Annotated in this window: 20 protein-coding genes; 9 read left to right on the forward strand and 11 right to left on the reverse strand. The window is 64.1% G+C overall.

Translation table 11 applies throughout. The features are described 5' to 3' along the window. Window positions 1–106: 106 nt before the first annotated feature. The gene (locus tag AC630_RS31875) at window positions 107–1291 is read left to right on the forward strand and encodes a DUF2865 domain-containing protein (protein ID WP_074122420.1); all 1185 of its coding nucleotides are present in this window, start codon (window positions 107–109) and stop codon (window positions 1289–1291) included. 57 nt (window positions 1292–1348) lie between these two features. Here the strand turns inward: AC630_RS31875 and AC630_RS31880 are convergent, their stop codons facing one another. Continuing rightward, on the reverse strand, window positions 1349–2257 hold the full coding sequence (locus AC630_RS31880; RefSeq protein ID WP_074122421.1) for a DUF2189 domain-containing protein: 909 nt from the start codon (window positions 2255–2257) through the stop codon (window positions 1349–1351). A gap of 541 nt (window positions 2258–2798) precedes the next feature. On the opposite strand from AC630_RS31880, the gene AC630_RS31885 reads away from it, so the two are divergent. The 5 genes from AC630_RS31885 (at window position 2799) to AC630_RS31905 (ending at window position 7330) form a co-directional block, all read left to right on the forward strand. Continuing rightward, window positions 2799–3632 carry a cytochrome c oxidase subunit II gene (locus tag AC630_RS31885; RefSeq protein ID WP_074122422.1) on the forward strand — a complete coding sequence of 278 codons (834 nt, stop codon included), beginning with the start codon at window positions 2799–2801 and terminating at the stop codon, window positions 3630–3632. Window positions 3633–3711: 79 nt separating this feature from the next. Next, a complete protein-coding gene (locus tag AC630_RS31890) occupies window positions 3712–5490 on the forward strand; it encodes a cbb3-type cytochrome c oxidase subunit I (RefSeq protein ID WP_074122423.1) in 1779 nt (592 codons plus the stop codon). Then, window positions 5487–6191 carry a cytochrome c oxidase subunit 3 gene (locus AC630_RS31895; protein WP_074122424.1) on the forward strand — a complete coding sequence of 235 codons (705 nt, stop codon included), beginning with the start codon at window positions 5487–5489 and terminating at the stop codon, window positions 6189–6191. Before AC630_RS31890 ends, AC630_RS31895 begins: the two co-directional genes overlap by 4 nt. Before the next feature lie 14 nt (window positions 6192–6205). After that, window positions 6206–6928: a heme-copper oxidase subunit III family protein gene (locus AC630_RS31900; protein ID WP_074122425.1), complete on the forward strand. Its 723-nt coding sequence runs from the start codon at window positions 6206–6208 to the stop codon at window positions 6926–6928. Between the two features lie 9 nt (window positions 6929–6937). After that, the gene (locus AC630_RS31905; RefSeq protein WP_074122426.1) at window positions 6938–7330 is read left to right on the forward strand and encodes a cytochrome C oxidase subunit IV family protein; all 393 of its coding nucleotides are present in this window, start codon (window positions 6938–6940) and stop codon (window positions 7328–7330) included. A 203-nt stretch (window positions 7331–7533) separates the two neighbouring features. On the opposite strand, the gene AC630_RS31910 is transcribed toward AC630_RS31905, so the two are convergent. The 3 genes from AC630_RS31910 to AC630_RS31920 form a co-directional block, all read right to left on the reverse strand. Further along, window positions 7534–9291, reverse strand: a complete 1758-nt coding sequence (locus tag AC630_RS31910; RefSeq protein WP_074122427.1) for an NAD+ synthase — start codon at window positions 9289–9291, stop codon at window positions 7534–7536. A gap of 214 nt (window positions 9292–9505) precedes the next feature. After that, window positions 9506–9859 (reverse strand): diacylglycerol kinase, encoded by a 354-nt coding sequence (locus AC630_RS31915; protein ID WP_074122428.1) that lies wholly within the window; start codon window positions 9857–9859, stop codon window positions 9506–9508. A gap of 4 nt (window positions 9860–9863) precedes the next feature. Further along, window positions 9864–11252, reverse strand: a complete 1389-nt coding sequence (locus AC630_RS31920) for a class II 3-deoxy-7-phosphoheptulonate synthase (protein WP_074122429.1) — start codon at window positions 11250–11252, stop codon at window positions 9864–9866. 180 nt (window positions 11253–11432) lie between these two features. Between AC630_RS31920 and AC630_RS31925 the strand changes: the two genes are divergently transcribed. Further along, on the forward strand, window positions 11433–12329 hold the full coding sequence (locus AC630_RS31925; protein ID WP_074122430.1) for an alpha/beta hydrolase family protein: 897 nt from the start codon (window positions 11433–11435) through the stop codon (window positions 12327–12329). 10 nt (window positions 12330–12339) lie between these two features. Here the strand turns inward: AC630_RS31925 and AC630_RS31930 are convergent, their stop codons facing one another. After that, window positions 12340–14091, reverse strand: coding sequence for a cytochrome c biogenesis protein DipZ (locus tag AC630_RS31930; protein ID WP_074122431.1), 1752 nt, complete (start codon window positions 14089–14091; stop codon window positions 12340–12342). A gap of 84 nt (window positions 14092–14175) precedes the next feature. Then, window positions 14176–14439 carry a hypothetical protein gene (locus AC630_RS31935; RefSeq protein ID WP_074122432.1) on the reverse strand — a complete coding sequence of 88 codons (264 nt, stop codon included), beginning with the start codon at window positions 14437–14439 and terminating at the stop codon, window positions 14176–14178. 328 nt (window positions 14440–14767) lie between these two features. Between AC630_RS31935 and AC630_RS31940 the strand changes: the two genes are divergently transcribed. Beyond that, window positions 14768–15142: a winged helix-turn-helix domain-containing protein gene (locus tag AC630_RS31940; protein WP_074122433.1), complete on the forward strand. Its 375-nt coding sequence runs from the start codon at window positions 14768–14770 to the stop codon at window positions 15140–15142. Between the two features lie 89 nt (window positions 15143–15231). Here the strand turns inward: AC630_RS31940 and AC630_RS31945 are convergent, their stop codons facing one another. From AC630_RS31945 to AC630_RS31965, 5 genes are all read right to left on the reverse strand, one after another. Then, window positions 15232–15828, reverse strand: a complete 597-nt coding sequence (locus AC630_RS31945) for a TIGR00645 family protein (RefSeq protein WP_074122434.1) — start codon at window positions 15826–15828, stop codon at window positions 15232–15234. A 34-nt stretch (window positions 15829–15862) separates the two neighbouring features. After that, window positions 15863–16501 (reverse strand): TerC family protein, encoded by a 639-nt coding sequence (locus tag AC630_RS31950; protein WP_074122435.1) that lies wholly within the window; start codon window positions 16499–16501, stop codon window positions 15863–15865. Next, window positions 16498–16860: a hypothetical protein gene (locus AC630_RS31955; protein WP_074122436.1), complete on the reverse strand. Its 363-nt coding sequence runs from the start codon at window positions 16858–16860 to the stop codon at window positions 16498–16500. Before AC630_RS31955 ends, AC630_RS31950 begins: the two co-directional genes overlap by 4 nt. Then, entirely contained in the window at window positions 16857–17318 is a 462-nt protein-coding gene (locus AC630_RS31960) for a tellurite resistance TerB family protein (RefSeq protein ID WP_074122437.1), read from the reverse strand. Before AC630_RS31960 ends, AC630_RS31955 begins: the two co-directional genes overlap by 4 nt. Window positions 17319–17808: 490 nt before the next feature. After that, window positions 17809–18189, reverse strand: coding sequence for a nuclear transport factor 2 family protein (locus AC630_RS31965; RefSeq protein ID WP_074122438.1), 381 nt, complete (start codon window positions 18187–18189; stop codon window positions 17809–17811). A gap of 141 nt (window positions 18190–18330) precedes the next feature. Between AC630_RS31965 and AC630_RS31970 the strand changes: the two genes are divergently transcribed. Further along, a partial coding sequence (locus AC630_RS31970; protein WP_143198477.1) for a GntR family transcriptional regulator occupies window positions 18331–18590 on the forward strand: 260 nt, incomplete at its 3' end.

Raw genomic sequence — 18590 nt, forward strand, 5'->3', positions numbered from 1 at the left:
GGCCCAGTCTTTGACCCCTGAAACGACGTGACGATGCCGCAGGAAGCGGCTATGGGAGGGCGCGCTTCGGCCCCCCAATGTCACATTGGGCCGTGACCTCGCTAGAATGGCGGATATGCCTGAATTTTTGTCTCCCTCCCGTGCTCGCTCCATCCTTGCCTGCACCGTGCTCCTGAGCACAGTCGTGCTCGCCACCAGCGCTTTCGCGCAGGCCGGCCCTCCCGGACCGCCGCCTCAGCCCCCCCAAAACGGGCTCGGGCCGAATCCGATGTGCGGGCGACTGGAAGGCCAGCTCGCCGCGCTCGACCGCGGGACTGGCGGTGACCCCGCACGCGAAGACCAGATCCGGCGCTACCAGGATTCCCAAGCCCGTCAGCAGGCCGAGCTCGACCGCGTCACCATGCAGGCCAAGCGCATGGGCTGCGATTCCTCCGGCTTCTTCTCGCTGTTCAACGGCCAGTCGGCGCAATGCGGTCCGGTCAACACCCAGATCCAGCAGATGCGCGCCAATCTGGACCAGATCACCGGCAATCTCGAACGCCTGCGCGGCGGTCCCGGCGGCTTCAACCCCGAGCGCGACAACCAGCGCCGCTCGGTGCTGATGGCGCTGGCGCAGAACAATTGCGGCCCGCAATATGCCAACGCCGTGCAGTCGCAGGGCGGCAGCTTCCTGGGCAATCTGTTCGGCGGCGGCAACAACCCCAATAATCCGCAAGGCGTGCCGCCCTCCGATCTAGGGCCGCAATCGGGTACCTACCGCACCGTGTGCGTGCGCACCTGCGATGGTGCCTATTTCCCGATCTCGTTCGCCACCGTGCCGGCGCGCTTCCCCGACGACGAAAAGACCTGCAAGGCGCTGTGCCCGGCCGCGGAAGCCGTGCTCTACACCCATCGCAATCCCGGCGAAGACATGAACTCTGCGGTCTCCACCAGCGGCCAGCCCTACACGTCCCTGCCGGCCGCGTTCAAATTCCGCAGCGAGTTCAACCCGTCCTGCTCCTGCAAGGCAGCCGGGCAGACCTGGGCCGACGCGCTGAAATCCGCCGACGACAAGGCGGCGGTCGAACAGCAGGGTGACATCATCGTCACCGAGGAGAGCGCCAAGAAGATGCAGCAGCAGCGGCTCAACAAAGGCACGCCTGCGAATGCCAAGAAGGGCGCAGCTCCGGCCCCGACGACCGCTACCGCACCGGCCACGACACCGCCGGCCGATGCAACCAGCGCCACCACGTCCGAGAACAAGCCGATCCGCTCGGTCGGGCCGACCTTCCTGCCGCAGCAGCAGAAGTAGGTCGTTATTCTCTGTCATGTCCCGCGAAGGCGGCCGCCAGACGCGGCCGCTTCGCCGTTACTGCTCGCGCTCGCGGCTCCACGGGAAGAGATTTGCCGGAAAGTCCGCTGCGTAGCGCCTTCCCGGCGGCGGCGGCGGCGGTTCGTCCGGTGGATTTGGGTTCGGCTCGACCACCCGCCGATAGAGGTGCCAGGTGGCATGACCGAGCACCGGCAGAACGACAGCGAGACCGACGAAGAGCGGTAGCGAGCCGATCGCGAGGAGCGCCGCCACGATGAGGCCCCACCCGGCCATCGCAACCGGATTCGCCGCCACCACTCGGAGCGACGTGCGGATCGCATCGATCGCAGTCGCATGCCGGTCGAGCATCAACGGAAACGACACGACGCTGATGCACAGGGCCACGACCGCAAACAGGAAGCCGGCACCACAACCGACGATGATGAGCGACCAGCCCTCCGGTGTCGTCAGCACGCGCGTTGCGAAGTCGGGAATGCTTGCAGCCGGCGCGTGACCGAAGATCGTGACGTAGATTGCGTTCGCGACACCGATCCAGGCCCCGAACAGGACGAGCAGGAGCACGCCGAGCTCGAGCATTGCGCCGAACGACGGTGCCCGCAGCACCTTGATCGCGTCCCATGCATCGACCTCCTCGCCGCGCTCGCGGCGGCGACTGAGTTCGTAGAGACCAATCGCGGCAAAGGGACCGATCAAGGCAAACCCGGCGGCCAGCGGAAACAATAGCGGCAGCACCGAATAGCCGAGGACCATCCTGAACAGGACGAGGCCGAGGACGGGATAAATCACGCACAGGACGATCGCGTGACTTGGCATCGCCTGGAAATCCTCCCACCCCAGGCGTAGCGCCCCGGTTAGGTCGGACAAACCGATCTTACGAGTGGGATAAGAGGCCGCTTCACCGAATACGTGCCGCCTTATCATGCCGTGGGAGTACAGAGTGGCCATGAACGCACCCTCCCGTGCTGAAAATCGCGGTGGCGACGACACGCGCTTTCCAGCCACGCGTGTCCGCTTCACGAGCGAGAAACGCGATGGGCCGAGTACGGCAACCCAGGTTCAGCGAAACGAGCCTGGCCCGACGGACCCCGTCGCGACCTGCCCGGCAAGCCTAGCGCGCACCGGGCCCGGCTGCACTCACGGTTAGGTGAATTGTGCATCTGCACAGATTCTTATGCGTTGCGTCAACTGAGACGCCGCCGCGCAACAGGCGCTTCTTGCCGCGCGACAGCAACGCCGACACCACGTCAGCACGCCTACATGCTCTATTGACGCCGGGTTCTGCTGGTATCACTTTAAGAGCAGACGCCCTCAGCTCCGATGAAATTGGTGGTCGCGACCGTTCTGTTGACTTCGCGACCGCGGGAATGGGCGGGGCAAGAGGCCGGCGATGGCATAGATCCCAACCAAGAAAAGCCAGCCATCGCGACAGACGTGAGCTCCGCCCCGGATTCGTATCCGTAGCCTTTGATGGCAAGGATGGATCAGGATGGTTGTCGCATTGATACTGCTTCTGGTCGCGATCGGCTCGGTGCTGTTTCACATCTACAGCCCGTGGTGGTGGACGCCGATCGCCACGAACTGGGCCTATATCGACCACACCATCAACATCACGTTCTGGATCACGGGCTTCGTTTTCGTCGCGGTCATCGCGTTCATGGCCTATTGCGTCTTCCGCTTTCACCACAAAGAGGGAAGACGGGCTGACTACAATCCGGAAAACAAAAGGCTCGAATGGTGGCTGAGCGTCGGGACCGGCGTCGGCGTCGCGGCAATGCTGGCGCCGGGCCTCGTGGTCTGGCACCAGTTCGTGAATGTGCCTGCGGATGCCACCGAGGTCGAGGTCATGGGCCAACAATGGCAATGGAGCTTCCGCCTTCCGGGCAAGGATGGGCGGTTGGGCACATCGGACGTCCGCAACATCAGTTCCGACAATCCGATGGGCCTCAATCGCGACGATCCACTTGCGCAGGACGATGTCGTGATCGAGAACGGCGAACTGCACCTTCAATTGGGAAAGCCGGTCAAGATTCTCCTCCGCTCGGTTGACGTCCTGCACGATTTCTACGTGCCCGAGTTCCGGGCCAAGATGGACATGGTCCCGGGCGTGGTGACCTATTTCTGGATAAAGCCGATCCGAACCGGAACGTTTGATGTTCTCTGTGCGGAGCTCTGTGGCGCGGCTCATTATCAGATGCGGGCCAAGGTCATCGTCGACGAAGAGCGTGAATATCACGCTTGGCTGGAGCAACAGAAGACGTTTGCAGAATTGTCGTCCGGAAACGCCATCGTGAAGGCGACATATCAATCCGGTGGCAAGTAGCAAGGTGCCGCCGCGAAGATAGATCGGGTGTGTGCGGTCAACTCGTCGCCCCCGATGGAAACGACCGAGGAGGTTTTCTATGGTCGATATTCCTTATGACAGGATCGCGGACATCCCGCCTGCCGAAGTACCTGATGTCGAGCTCTATCATCCGAGGAGCTGGTGGACACGGTATGTCTTCTCACAGGACGCCAAGGTGATCGCCATTCAGTACGCGCTGACAGCCTCCGCCATCGGGCTGGTGGCCCTGGTGCTGTCGTGGCTAATGCGACTGCAACTGGGATTCCCCGGCACTTTCTCTTTCATCGACCCCAACCAGTACCTCCAGCTCATCACCATGCACGGCATGATCATGGTGATCTACCTGCTCACCGCATTGTTCCTGGGCGGCTTCGGCAACTACCTGATCCCGCTGATGGTCGGCGCCCGGGACATGGTTTTCCCTTACGTGAACATGCTGAGCTACTGGGTCTACCTGCTCGCGGTCTTGGTGCTGGCCTCGACGTTCTTCGTGCCCGGCGGCCCCACAGGTGCCGGCTGGACGCTGTATCCGCCGCAAGCAATCCTCTCCGGAACGCCCGGGCAGGATTGGGGCATCATTCTCATGATGTCGTCCCTGATCCTGTTCATCATCGGCTTCACCATGGGCGGGCTGAATTATGTGGTCACGGTGCTGCAGGCGCGCACCCGCGGCATGACGTTGATGCGCCTGCCCCTGACGGTGTGGGGCATTTTCACGGCGACCGTCATGGCTTTGCTGGCATTCCCTGCACTCTTCGTTGCCTCGGTCATGCTGCTGCTCGACCGTCTCTTGGGAACCAGCTTCTTCATGCCCTCGCTCGTCGAGATGGGCCAGCTGTCGAAATATGGTGGCGGCAGCCCGCTGCTCTTCCAGCACCTGTTCTGGTTCTTCGGGCACCCCGAGGTCTACATCGTCGCCCTGCCCGCCTTCGGCATCGTCTCCGATCTGATCAGCACGCATGCGCGCAAGAACATCTTTGGTTACCGCATGATGGTCTGGGCGATCGTGGCCATCGGCGCGCTCAGCTTCCTCGTGTGGGCGCACCACATGTATGTGAGCGGCATGTTCCCGCAATTCGGGTACTTCTTCGCCACCACGACGCTCATCATCGCCATCCCCACCGCGATCAAGGTCTACAACTGGGTGCTAACCCTGTGGCGCGGCGACATTCATCTCAGGGTGCCGATGCTGTTCGCCCTCGGCTTCATCATCACCTTCGTGAACGGCGGGCTGACCGGCCTCTTCCTCGGCAACGTCGTCGTGGACGTGCCCCTCTCGGATACCATGTTCGTGGTCGCGCATTTCCACATGGTGATGGGCGTGGCGCCGATCATGGTCGTGCTCGGCGCGATCTATCATTGGTACCCCAAGGTCACGGGGCGGATGCTGAACGACGTCCTCGGCAAGTTTCACTTCTGGGTCACCTTCCTCGGCGCCTACCTGATCTTCTTCCCCATGCACTATCTCGGACTGCTCGGGGTTCCGCGCCGGTATTTCGAACTTGGCGACGCGGCATTCATCCCGCCGTCGGCCCATTCACTGAACGCCTTCATCTCCGTGGTGGCCTTGACTGTCGGCTTCAGCCAAATGGTGTTCCTGTTCAATCTTGCCTGGAGCCTGTTCAAAGGTAAGGCCTCGGGCGGCAATCCGTGGCGGGCGACTACGCTGGAGTGGCAGACGCCGGAGACGCCCCCCGGGCACGGCAACTGGGGCAAGGAGCTCCCGGTCGTCTACCGCTGGGCCTATGACTACAGCGTGCCCGGCGCCGAGGAGGACTTCATTCCGCAGAACCAGCCGCCGCGCGCGACGCAGGTCGTTCAGGGAGCTGCTTCGTGAGCGCCATCATCCTGTTCCTGGCTTTGATCGCGGTCATCGCCGGATGGTGGCTGTCGCAGCAGCGGCTGACGGCCAAGCCGTGGCTGGAGGAAGGCCCGGTCGGCCAATTCCCCGGCGGCGATGCCATGACGTGGCCGGCGGCGAAGATCGGACTTGGCGTGTTCCTCGCCGTCGCGAGCGCATTGTTCGTCCTCTTCATCAGCGCCTACTCGATGCGCATGAACGTGGTGGACTGGCGGGCGCTGCCCGTGCCGCGGCTGCTGTGGCTCAACACGGGTGTCCTGGTCCTGAGCAGCATCGCGCTGCAATGGTCGTACGTGGCCGCGCGCCGACACGATGCTGAAGGCGTCATGATCGGCCTGCTCGCGGGCGGAGCATCTGCCGTGGTCTTCCTCGCCGGACAGCTCCTGGCCTGGCAGCAGCTCAACGCGGCCGGATATTTCGTGGCGTCCAATCCGGCCAATTCCTTCTTCTACCTGTTGACCGCGGTGCACGGGCTGCATCTGACGGGCGGCCTGGTGGCGCTGGGCAGAACCACGGCCAAGGTGTGGCGAAGCTCCGAGATCGCCGACATGCGCTTGAGCGTGGAATTATGCGCCATCTACTGGCATTTCCTGCTGCTGGTCTGGCTTGTCCTGCTCGGGCTTCTCACGGGCTGGACCGACGATTTCGTCAACATCTGTCGCCAATTGCTGAGCTAGGGAGGCGAGACCAGATGGCTGAGACTGCACTGACACATCCAGCAGAAGCTCCTGGACGGCTTCCGGGTTGGCGCGGCATCGCTGCGGACTGGGCTTCGGATCAGCGCGCGTTCAAGAATGTGTCCTGGGGCAAGGCCATGATGTGGATCTTCCTCCTCAGCGACACCTTCATCTTCAGTTGCTTCCTGCTCTCCTACATGACGGCGCGCATGTCGACGACCGTGCCGTGGCCCAACCCGAGCGAAGTCTTCGCCCTCAACTTCGCCGGCAAGCAGATTCCGCTGATCCTGATCGCCATCATGACCTTTATCCTGATCAGCAGCAGCGGCACGATGGCGATGGCTGTCAATTTCGGCTACCGCCGCGATCGCGTCAGAACCTCAGCCTTGATGCTGGTCACGGCGGCCTTCGGCGCAACCTTCGTCGGAATGCAGGCCTTCGAATGGACCAAGCTGATCATTGAAGGCGTCCGGCCCTGGGGCAATCCGTGGGGCGCGGCGCAGTTTGGTGCGAGCTTCTTCATGATCACCGGCTTCCACGGCACCCACGTGACCATCGGCGTGATCTTCCTGATCGCCATTGCGCGGAAGGTCCTGCGCGGCGACTTCGACGTCGAGAGGCGCGGCTTCTTCACGAGCCGCAAGGGCTATTACGAGATCGTCGAGATCATGGGCCTGTACTGGCACTTCGTCGATCTCGTGTGGGTGTTCATCTTTGCCTTGTTCTATCTTTGGTGAGGTCGGCGCATGACAAACGCGGCGGTACACATGGAAGGCCAGCTCCACGCTCCGGCGCATGGCGCAGTCGCAACGGGAGCCGTTCACGCCAAGGGTCAACAGCACCCGATCAAGCTCTACCTCGTGGTCTGGGGCTGGTTGTTTGTCCTCAGCACGTGCTCCTACCTCGTCGACTACTTTGGCCTGCATGGCTATCTCAGGTGGTCGCTGATCCTGCTGTTCATGGTGTTGAAGGCCGGCCTGATCGTCGCCGTCTTCATGCACATGGCCTGGGAGCGGCTGGCCCTGGCCTATGCCATCCTGGCGCCGCCGATTGCGGTGTTGGTCTTTGTGACGATCATGGTGCTCGAATCCGAGTACACGCACTTCCTTCGGGAGCTGTTCTTCGCAACCCCGTCGTAGCAGTACGCGAGCTGGCACCTCGCTCCACTGTCATGCCCCGCCACCGGGTCTCGCCTTCGGCGAGCCCGATGACAGGCTCCGGCGGGGCATCCAGTACTCCGCGGCAGGAGTCGGTTTCTACAACGTCCGCCGCGGAGTACTGGATCATCCGCCTTCGCGGATGATGACACTTGAGTAGTGGAAAGACCGCCCGGCCTCTCGTGCTATCCCTCGAACGCATCGATCGAGGCGCGGCTGCCGCGCGAGATCAGCATCTCGTCGGGCGCCGGCAGCGGCTCTCCCTTGTCGCGAAAACGGTTGGTGATGGGATAGCGGCGGTCGCGGCCAAAATTCTTGCGCGTCACCTTCACGCCGGGCGCGGCCTGGCGGCGCTTGTATTCGGCGATGTTCAGGAGATGGTCGATGCGGGTGACCGTCTCGCGATCAAAGCCGGCGGCGATGATCTGGTCCAGCGGCTCTTCGCGCTCGACCAGGCGCTCCAGGATGGCATCGAGCACGTCATAGGGCGGCAGCGAGTCCTGGTCGGTCTGGTTCTCGCGCAATTCCGCCGTCGGCGGACGCGTGATGATATCAGGCGGAATCACCTCCCCCGCCGGCCCGAGCGCACCGTCCGGCTTCCAGGTGTTGCGCAACGCCGCCAACCGAAACACCTGCGTCTTGTAGATATCCTTGATCGGGTTGAAGCCGCCGTTCATGTCGCCATAGAGCGTGGCGTAACCCACCGACATTTCCGACTTGTTGCCGGTGGTGACCACCATCAGCCCGGTCTTGTTGGAGATCGCCATCAGAAGCGTGCCGCGGGTGCGGGCCTGGAGATTCTCCTCGGTGATGTCTGGCGGCAGATTCTTGAAGATGCCTGAGAGGATGGTCTCGAAGCCGCTTACCGCCTCCGCGATCGGCAAAACCTCGTAGCGGATGCCGAGATGGCCGGCGAGCTCGCCGGCGTCGGCGATCGAGCTCGCCGCAGTGTAGCGATAAGGCAGCATCACGCCATGCACCTGGTCGGCGCCGAGCGCATCGACCGCGATCGCCGCGCACAGCGCCGAATCGATGCCGCCGGAAATACCGAGCAGCACGCCGGGAAAGCCGTTCTTGGCGACGTAGTCGCGCAAGCCGAGCACGCAGGCCGCGTAATCGGCCTGGTCGCCCTCGGGCTGCTCCGCAATCGGCCCGGTGCAGCGCCAATCGTCGCCATTCCGAGTGAAGCGCAGCGTGGTGATGCTCTCCCCGAACGCCGGCAATTGTGCTGCGAGCGAGAGATCGCCGTTGAGCGCGAAGGAGGCGCCGTCGAATACCAGCTCGTCCTGGCCGCAGACCTGGTTGAGATAGACCAGCGGCAGACCGCTCTCTGTCACGCGCGCCACCGCCACCGACAGGCGCACGTCGCTCTTGTCGCGGGCATAGGGCGAGCCGTTCGGCACCAAAATGATCTCCGCGCCGGTCTCGGCCAGCGTCTCGACCACATTCTCGTAGTCCTCGGACTCCTCGAGCCAGATGTCCTCGCAGATCGGAACGCCGATGCGCACACCGCGCACGGTCACGGGACCCGCGGCAGCGCCGCGCGCAAACAGCCTCTTCTCGTCGAAGACGCCGTAGTTCGGCAGATTGCACTTGAAACGCAGCGCTGCGATCCGGCCGCCGTCGAGCAGCGCACAGGCATTATAGAGCCTGCCGTCCTCGACCCAGGGTGTGCCGACCAGCATGGCCGGGCCGCCATCGGCGGTCTCGCGCGCAAGGCCTTCGATCGCGGCGCGGCAGGCGGCCTGGAAGGCCGGCTTCTGCACCAGGTCTTCCGGCGGATAGCCGGCGATGAACAATTCGGGAAACAGCATGAGATCGGCGCCGTCGGCAACGGCCTGCGCGCGCGCGGCACGCGCCTTCGCCGCATTGCCCTCGATGTCGCCCACGGTCGGATTGAGCTGGGCGAGCGTGACCGCGAATTCGTTGAGTCGTTCGGTCATGGATCGCTCGCAGTCACCTCTCCCGAAGGGAGAGGTCGGATTGCATTGAAGATGCAATCCGGGTGAGGGGTTACGGTCTCTCGTAGGATCCGCGCCCCCTCACCCGCTTTGCGCTCGACGATGCTACGCATCGTGAGACCCAAATCGACCTCTCCCCGTTGGGGAGAGGTGAAGGAGCCGCGGACACCCACGCTCAATGGATATTCTCCGGGAGCTAGAGGAACCCCAATCGCTCGATGAGGGCAAAGATCCAGAACGCACCGGACATCAGCAGCGCAATGCCGACCGCGGCCGAGCCCATGTCCTTGACCCGGCCGATCTGCTTGTCGTGGTCCATGGTGAGGCGGTCGGCGAGCTTCTCGATCGCGGTGTTGAGCAGCTCGACCACCAGCACGAACGCGACGGCACACACCAGTTCGACCGCGCGCATCGCGGTCGCGGCGATGAACCACGCCAGCGGCAGCGACAGCAGGAGCGCAAAGATCTCCTCGCGGATGGCCTGCTCCGAGCGGAACGCAAAGGCCAGACCGTTACGGGAATTGATCGTGGCCTTCCAGATCCGCAGCAAGGTCCTAGAGCCCCGCGGCGAACGGCATCGGCTTGGTCTTGCCGACGCGTTCCTGCTTGAGGAGCTCCGCGACCAGGAAAGCCATGTCGATCGATTGCTCGGCATTGAGGCGGGGATCGCAGACCGTGTGGTAGCGGTCGTTGAGATCCTCGTCCGTGATCGCGCGGGCGCCGCCGAGGCATTCGGTGACGTCCTTGCCGGTCATTTCCAGATGCACGCCGCCAGGGTGAGTTCCTTCCGCCGCGTGGATCGCGAAGAACGACTTCACTTCGGACAGGATGCGGTCGAACGGCCGCGTCTTGTAGCCTGACGTGGAGGTGATGGTGTTACCGTGCATGGGATCGCAGGACCAGACCACAACCCTGCCCTCGCGCTTCACGGCGCGGATCAGGTTCGGCAGGTGCTCGCCGACCTTGTCGGAGCCGAAACGGCTGATCAGCGTCAGGCGGCCGGGCTCGTTGTCGGGGTTGAGCACGTCGATCAGCTTCAACAGCTCGTCGGGCTTCAGCGACGGGCCGCACTTGAGCCCGATCGGATTTTTGATGCCGCGGAAATATTCGACATGGCCGTGATCGAGCTGGCGGGTGCGGTCGCCGATCCAGATCATGTGGCCGGAGGTCGCGTACCAGTCGCCGGTCGTGGAATCGACGCGGGTCATGGCCTGCTCGTAGCCGAGCAGCAGCGCCTCGTGGCTGGTGTAGAAGTCGGTGGCGCGCAGCTCGGGATGGCTCTCGAGATCGAGGCCGCAGGCGCGCATGAAGTTGAGCGCCTCCGAGATGCGGTCGGCCAGCTCCTTGTAGCGGCGGGACTGCGGACTATCCTTCAGGAAACCGAGCATCCACTGATGCACGCTGCCGAGATTGGCGAAGCCGCCGGTGGCAAAAGCGCGGAGCAGGTTCAGCGTCGCGGCCGACTGGCGATAGGCCATCAACTGGCGCTGCGGATCCGGCACGCGCGCTTCCTTGGTGAAGGCGATGTCGTTGACGATGTCGCCGCGATAGCTCGGCAGCTCGATACCGTTGGCCTTCTCGGTCGGCGAGGACCGCGGCTTGGCGAACTGGCCGGCAATGCGGCCGACCTTCACCACGGGGACGGCGCCGGCATAGGTCAGCACCACCGCCATCTGCAGCAGAACGCGGAAGAAGTCGCGGATGTTGTTGGCGCCGTGCTCGGCAAAGCTCTCGGCGCAGTCGCCGCCCTGGAGCAGGAAGGCCTCGCCGGCCGCAACGCGGCCTAAGGCCTTCTTCAGATTGCGCGCCTCGCCCGCAAACACCAGCGGCGGAAAGGTCGCAAGCTGCGCCTCAACGTCGGCCAGGGCCTTGGCGTCGGGATAATCGGGCACCTGTAGCACCGGCTTGCTGCGCCAGGACTCGGGCGTCCACCGCTCGGACATCGCAATCTCTCCGTGAAGCAAAAAGTACAACCTGATCTGCGGGTTGCGAGGGCCGCCTTATACACAGGCTGGTCCCCGGCCGCCAGTTGTAAATCCATTTCGCACTGCAAACCCTTGCGGGGAAAGCCGAATTCGCATTTGCTAGGGATCGCGAAGAAACCGGCAAGACCCCCTCCGCCCATGGACGCGGCACTGGACGACGTTTTCATCGACGAGATCAGCTTCCCGGCAACGGACGGGTATGGGCTGACCGGCACCCTGTTCCTGCCGCGCGGCGCCAAGCGCCATGCCGTCCTGATCAATTCGGCGACCGCCGTCCCCCGCAAGATCTATCGCGGCTTTGCCTCCTACCTCGCCCATCGCGGCTGCGCGGTCCTGACCTACGACTACCGCGGCATCGGCGGCTCCCGGCAGCCGGCGCTAGTGGGCTACAACCAGCCGAAATCGCTGGTCGGCTTCGAGGCCTCGATGTCGGACTGGGCCGCGCTCGACGTCACCGCCGCGGTGCGCTGGATGCGCGACCGGTACAACACCCTTCCCCTCGCCTATGTCGGCCACTCCTTCGGCGGCCAGGCGCTGGGGCTGATCGAGAACAACACGGAAATATCGCGCGCCGTATTCCTCGCCTCGCAGGCCGCGACCTGGCGGCTGATGAGCTCACCCGAGAAATACCGTGTCTTCGCCTTCATGAATTTCGTCGGCGTACCGCTGGTCCACATGCTCGGCTACGCACCGGGCTGGGCCGGCATCGGCGAGGACCTCCCCAAGGGCGTGTTCCTGCAGTGGGCCGAATGGGTCTCCAGCCCCCGCTATCTCTTCGATTCAAAACTGCCGGCGCTGGAGAACTTTGCCAAGTTCAAGGGAGAGCTGCGCGCGTTGTGTTTCTCGGACGATCCGTGGGCGACGCTTCCCGCGGTCGAACTGCTCACGAGCGGATTCACCGCGATCAAGCCGGAGGTGTTGACGGTGAAGCCAACCGACGTCGGCGCCAAGGCGATCGGCCATTTCGGTTTCTTCCGCCCCGAGCACCGCGACACGCTGTGGCGCGGCGTGGCGGAATGGATCCAGGGGGAGTGAGCCTCAGCGCTCAGCCAAACGTGAAGGCGTAGGCCTGGACGCCGGCATCGAGGAAGCGGATCTCGAAAGTGTGGTCGGTCACGGCGTCCGGGGTGCGGATGAGCTGGTAGAGCCGCTGCGTCGTGACCACGCCGTTGCCGTCGGCGTCCGAATCCATGCCATGCGCAGCGCCGGGCGGCTTGCCGTCGATGGTGATGCGGAAGCGGATGCTGGCACTTTCGCTGGCGGGACCAAGCACGAGATGCAGGTCGCGGGCGTGAAAGCGGTAGATGATGCTGCCGCCTGGCTCGTTCAGTTGCGCGCGCTCCGGCCCGACCGTCCAATTGCCCGTGAGCGACCAGTCGTTGAGCTGCGGCTCGCCCGCCGCATAGACGTGGCCCTCGTCCTTCACCACGCCGCCGGGCGAGACGAAATTCTCGCTGCGGTCATACCCGACATAAGTCTCGTGCGATTGGACCTCAGCGCCGTCGGAGGCGGCCTCCGCGCCCGAGCCTTTGACGGCAACGATGTCGGACGGAACGTTCTTATTGCCGGCCTCGCTCAGCAGCGTCTGGATGACGCGCTCGGACTCTGCATACTCGCCCTCACCGAAATGATGGTGACGGACCTTGCCGTTGGCATCGATGAAGTAGTGTGCGGGCCAGTACTGGTTCTCGAAGGAGCGCCAGATCTTGTAGTCGTTGTCGATCGCGACGGGATAGCCGATCTTCAGGGATGCAACGGCATTCTTGACGTTGTCGACATTGCGCTCGAAGGCGAATTCGGGCGCGTGCACGCCGATCACCACGAGACCACGGTCGCGATATTTCTCCGCCCAGGCGCGGACGTAAGGAATCGAGCGCAGGCAGTTGATGCAGGAATAGGTCCAGAAATCGACGAGGACGACCTTGCCCTTCAGCCCCTCAAAGGTGAGCGGCGGCGAGTTCAGCCACTGCTGCGCGCCGGCGAGCGAGGGATCGAGATCCTCGACCATCAGGTCAGATGCGGCGCCGCCGGCCGGCTTGGCCTGCATCGACGGTCCGGTCATCGCGGTCTTGGCGTTCGGATGCAGCCTGTCGAGCAGCGCCTGCTCCAGCGACGTCGTGCCGCCGACCGAAAGGTTGGTGAGGAAGCCCGTATCCAGGCCGAGCGATATGGCCACCACAGCCGCAAGCACAGCGACGCCGACCCCGCGCCTGATCCATTCGCCGGCCCCGATCGAGCGTTTCATCGCGGCGAAGACGCGGCCGCCGACCAGCAGTGCCAGGGCCAGCGACGTGGCGGCGCCGGCCGCGTAAACCAGCAACAACAGCGCCGTTCCGGCATTTGCGCCCTGGAGCGCGGCGCCGGTCAGGATCAGGCCGAGCACCGGGCCAGCGCAGGGCGCCCAGAGAAAGCCGGTCGCAATTCCAAGCACGAAGGGCGCGACAAGACTGTCCTTGCCGGGCTGGTCCGCCGATTGCGACAAGCGCGCACCGACCGCCACAAGCGGCCGCATCAGGCGATCGGCGAGTTCGGGAAGCACCAGCGTCAGGCCGAACAGAGCCAGCAGGACCAATGCGGCGGCACGCCCGTATTGATTGGCCGAGACCACCCAGCCGCCAGCCACGGAGGCAAGCGTGGCGACGACGGCGAATGCCAGCGACATGCCGACCAGCATCGGCAGCCCGTTCCTGAGGAACGGTTTATCGGCGCGCGCCAGCACGAAGGGAATGACCGGCAGGATGCACGGGCTCACGATGGTCAGGACGCCACCGAGATAAGCAAGCAGAAAGAGGATCATGAGCCCGCTCTTACCACCGCCCGAAGGGAGCGATCTTCACAAGACCGTTTTCGGGGGGCCGGATCTGATCCTCGGCCGCGAGCGTTAGCGGATGATCGTCGTCAGCGACGAATAGCGCTTGCTCGGCTTGGCTTCGCTCGGCGCGAATTGCGCGAAGGCGTCGCTGACGCGGACCGCCGGCGGCGTATCGCCGGCAAAGCGGAATTCCTTCAGCCGCGGCGCGTAGAAGCTGGCGCTGTAATAGGCATCGTCGAAGCGCGCCTCGCCGCCCCCGAACAATGCGTCGCAGACGAACAGGAGCGCGTAGACTCCCGCCACCGCAGCGACGATCTCCTTGAAAACTGACATGCTGATGCCCCACCCTGTTGCCGGGAAGAGATGCACGCCGGTTCCAAAGCCGAGGTTTAAGGCCGCGCGCTTCCTGTGCGCAGGGTTTGCCACCGCTGAGCGGATTGCAGACAATTTGATCGATCTTGAAACGCCCTTCTGCAACGGCCGACTTTCGTCGGCTCGCTCAAGCTCATCGTCAACCATACCTGACCGGGCAAGGGGCGCACCGGCGCGAAAGACGCGTTCTGGATATCCGGCGCCGTCGCCTTGTCCGCGGCGGGCAAGAGTGGCAATCTTTGGCGCAATCGGCCACGAGACTGTCAAGAGACCGTCAAGAGACCCAATCATGTCGCGTGCGAGCGCCAAATCGCTTCCTCAGCTGAGCGTTCGTATCGACCTCGACAGCGAGGATCGGATCGGACCCGGCAAGATCGAGCTTCTGGAGCAGATCCGCGAGCACGGCTCGATCTCGGCGGCAGGCCGCGCCATGGACATGTCCTACAAGCGCGCCTGGGATCTCGTCGACGAGATCAACCGCATTTGCGGGCATGCCGCGGTCGAGCCCCAGGCCGGCGGCAAGAACGGCGGAGGCGCGATGCTGACCCCGTTCGGTGAGGGACTCGTCGCACGCTATCGCAAGATCGAGCGCGATGCTGCGCGCGCCGTGCGCAAGGAGTTGGAAGCGCTCAGGAGCGACATCTCCCGTTCGCGTAAATCCTGACAATCGGATTGGCAGGATCGTGCATAACGAGGCTTGGCCCGAGCTGGTCGTTTTGCCTACCGCGTAGGATCGCGATTGCGCCCCCGCCCTCAGCCGTGACCGTGGCCGTGCCCCGCCTCCTTGCGGTGCGCGTTGTCGGCTAGGCGGTCGACCCAGGCGATGCCGATTGCGGAGATGATGAAGGTCAGATGGATCAGCACCTGCCACATCACGCCGGTCTCGGTGAAATTGCTCCGCGTCGTGCCGAGATTGCCCGCCTCGATGAAGGTCCTGAGCAGCGAGATCGAGGAGATGCCGATGATCGCCATCGCCAGTTTGATCTTCAGCACGCTCGCATTGACGTGACTGAGCCATTCCGGCTCGTCCGGATGGCCGTTCAGGTTCAGCCGGGAGACGAAGGTCTCGTAGCCGCCAACGATCACCATCACCAGCAGGTTCGAGATCATGACGACGTCGATCAGCCCGAGCACAATCAGCATGATCTGCTGCTCACTGGCGTCGAACGAGTGCACGACCAGGTGCCAGAGTTCTTTCAGGAACAGCAGCACATAGACAGACTGCGCGATGATGAGACCGACATAAAGCGGTAGTTGCAGCCAGCGCGAGCCAAAGATGAGTTGGGCAAACGGGCCGATTTGCGGTCCCGCCGCGGTGCGCGCCGAAGGTGCTTTGGATTCAGACGTCATTGGTCTCTCCGGATTGCAGACAAGAATTGTCGCCTCAGAGACTCGCGATAACAGGCGCGAGCTCGAGCGAGCCGCGATAGATCATCTCGAAGGCGACGTAAACGATGATGGCAAGGCCGACATAGGCGATCCAGCGCTGCTTCTGCAGCACGCGGCCGAGCAGGTCCGCGGCAACGCCCATCAGCGAGACCGACAGCAAGAGGCCGAAGGCAAGGATGTAGGGATGCTCGCGCGCGGCACCCGCGACCGCGAGCACGTTGTCGAGCGACATCGAGACGTCAGCGGCGACGATCTGTGCCGCGGCCTGGCCAAAGGTCTTGCGCGGCGCGGGAGCAGCATTTCCGCCGCCGCCATGGCTGAACGCGAGCTGGCTGGAGGGCGCGGCCTGCTCACGCAGCTCGCGCCACATCTTCCAGCACACCCAGAGCAGCAGCACGCCGCCGGCGAGCAACAGGCCGATGACTTGCAGGAGCTGGGTCGCGACGCCGGCAAAGACGATGCGCAGCGCGGTGGCCGCGACGATGCCGACGACGATGGCGCGCCGGCGCTGCTCGGCCGGCAGGCCGGCGGCGGCAAGGCCGATGACGACGGCATTGTCGCCGGCGAGCACAAGGTCGATGAGGACGACCTGGAGCAGCGCGGACAGCGCGTCGGCGGTGATGAATTCAATCATGATTGATCATTTTTGGCTGCGGACGGATCGAGCCATTGCGGCTTCTTCCGCTCGACCCAATCCAGGACCTTCGAGCGCGAGGAGCGCAGCGCGGGCACGTCTTCTGCAAGCAATGCCAGACCGAGCGGCAGCATCCAGACGCCGAGCACCGGCAGGAAGGAGAACACGCCGCCGACGACGAGCAGCGCGCCCGAGGGGATCCTCACCCAGCGGCTTGACGGCTTGAGCAGATAGGAGACGGCGCCCTCCATGCGCGGCGGCAGGCGATGGACGAGCTTGTCGATGCGCGGGTCACCACCCGCCATCTGGCTGGTGGCGTCCCCGGTCCCCGTCGTGCGCTCGTCCGAAGCTGCGCTCATGCGCACTCCTTTGAGGCGGCGCTTGTCGGACTCGGCCCGACCTGCTTTGCGCGCGGCAACACCAGCGTCAGCAGGCGCAACAGCTTGATCGCCTGCACTTCGTGCGGGTGAATGTCCTCGTCCGCGGCCGCAACGCGCTCCGATAGCTCCATCAGATGCGCTGCGAGCGGCAGATCCGAGACCGGCCGTAGCGTATTGATCACCACGTTGGCAAAGTCCGGCTCCTCGAGCCGCTCGGCGAACTCGTCGAACATCGCAAACAGCCTGTTGTCTCCGATGTGCGGCGCCAATCCGCGACCCCTGATGAAACGGATCACCTCGTCGCGCTCGACCGGCGAGACGCGCCGGTCAGCCACCGCGACGAGCGCGCCGGCAATGACGAGCGCGACCGCAGCCTGCTCATTGAGGCTGGACGGTTCGGTGATCTCGATCGGATTTGAAGTGGCTGCGTCAGGCATCGTTGCTCCTCAATCTTGCGAAATGGCCGCGCGGAGCTGCGATGGGGACGATTGGGTCGGAGGGAACTCAGAAGGCCCGACGATCGGCCGATCCATCGCATTCGCGCGGGACAGGTCATCCGACATCGCGAGGTTTGCCGGCATTGCCGACGGCCTCGCCAGAGGGGCCCGGATTGTTGTTCTCTCCAGACATAAAGCGCCGTCTGTCGGAATCAAGGCGCGAACCTGCGACCAGCCGCCGCATCGATTCCATGCCGTGCTCTCGTGTCCCGGACGCGCTGCAACGCGCATAGCGCGTCGAAGACGCGCGTACACGCGCTTATGGCGTTGCGGCGCAGAGCCGGGACCCAGAAGGCCACGCGGTTCGCTGCTGCATGGGCCCCGGCTCTGCAGCGCACCGCTAAGGAGCGCTGCGCTGCGTCCGGGGCACGGGACAGTAGCTTGCCGTACCACTGCATCAACGTCGCAATGACGAAGCGGAGCGCGTATCCTATCCCACGCGCTCGACAAGATGTGCACGCGACGGTGCCGGGTCGAACCGGTCGCCGAAATATTGCGTTTCGTGCGCGACCATTCCCTCGCGGAATTCCATGATGCTGACCACGTAGGACGGTACCCCGTCATAGGACAGGACGAACTCGCTCACCCAGAGGTCGCCGCCGCCGACGATCCGCCGAACCGTGAAGCGCTTCCTGTTCGGCTGCACGAAGCGGCTCTCCTGGATGTTCCTGCGGCCGCGGATGCGCTCGCCCGACTGCGGATAGTCGAGCACCGCATCCTCGCGATAGATGTCGTGCTCCGCCTCGAAATCGTTCGCGTCCGAAGCGTCCCAATGGCGCTGCAGGGCAGCCAGCTTCGCCTGATCGTCCATCGCGATCTCCGATCTTGGCTTCTCTCGTGCCGGGCAGCCGGACCCGGATTGAAGCCGGCGCCTCTGGAATGAAGGTATACAACGCCGCCTTCACTGCGTACTGATCACGAGCATGAGAGAACGCTCCTTCTCGAACGGCGGATGATCCAGATGAAAACACGCCCGGAACGCCGCGCCGGCCGCATGGGTGCACGCCAGATCTACGAGGCTCTCAAAGAGCAGATCATCGCGCGTGTATACGGAACGGACGGGTTGCTGCCGTCCTCGCGCGCCCTGGCCGGCGAGATGGGCGTGGCACGCTCCACCGTCACCGTCGCCTATGAACAGCTCGCCGCTGAAGGCTTCATCGAGACCCGCCATGGCGCCCGGCCGCGCGTCGCCCGCGCCGTCGTCGAACGGGG

The organism is Bradyrhizobium sp. AS23.2, from assembly GCF_001908185.1.
Taxonomy (GTDB): domain Bacteria; phylum Pseudomonadota; class Alphaproteobacteria; order Rhizobiales; family Xanthobacteraceae; genus Bradyrhizobium.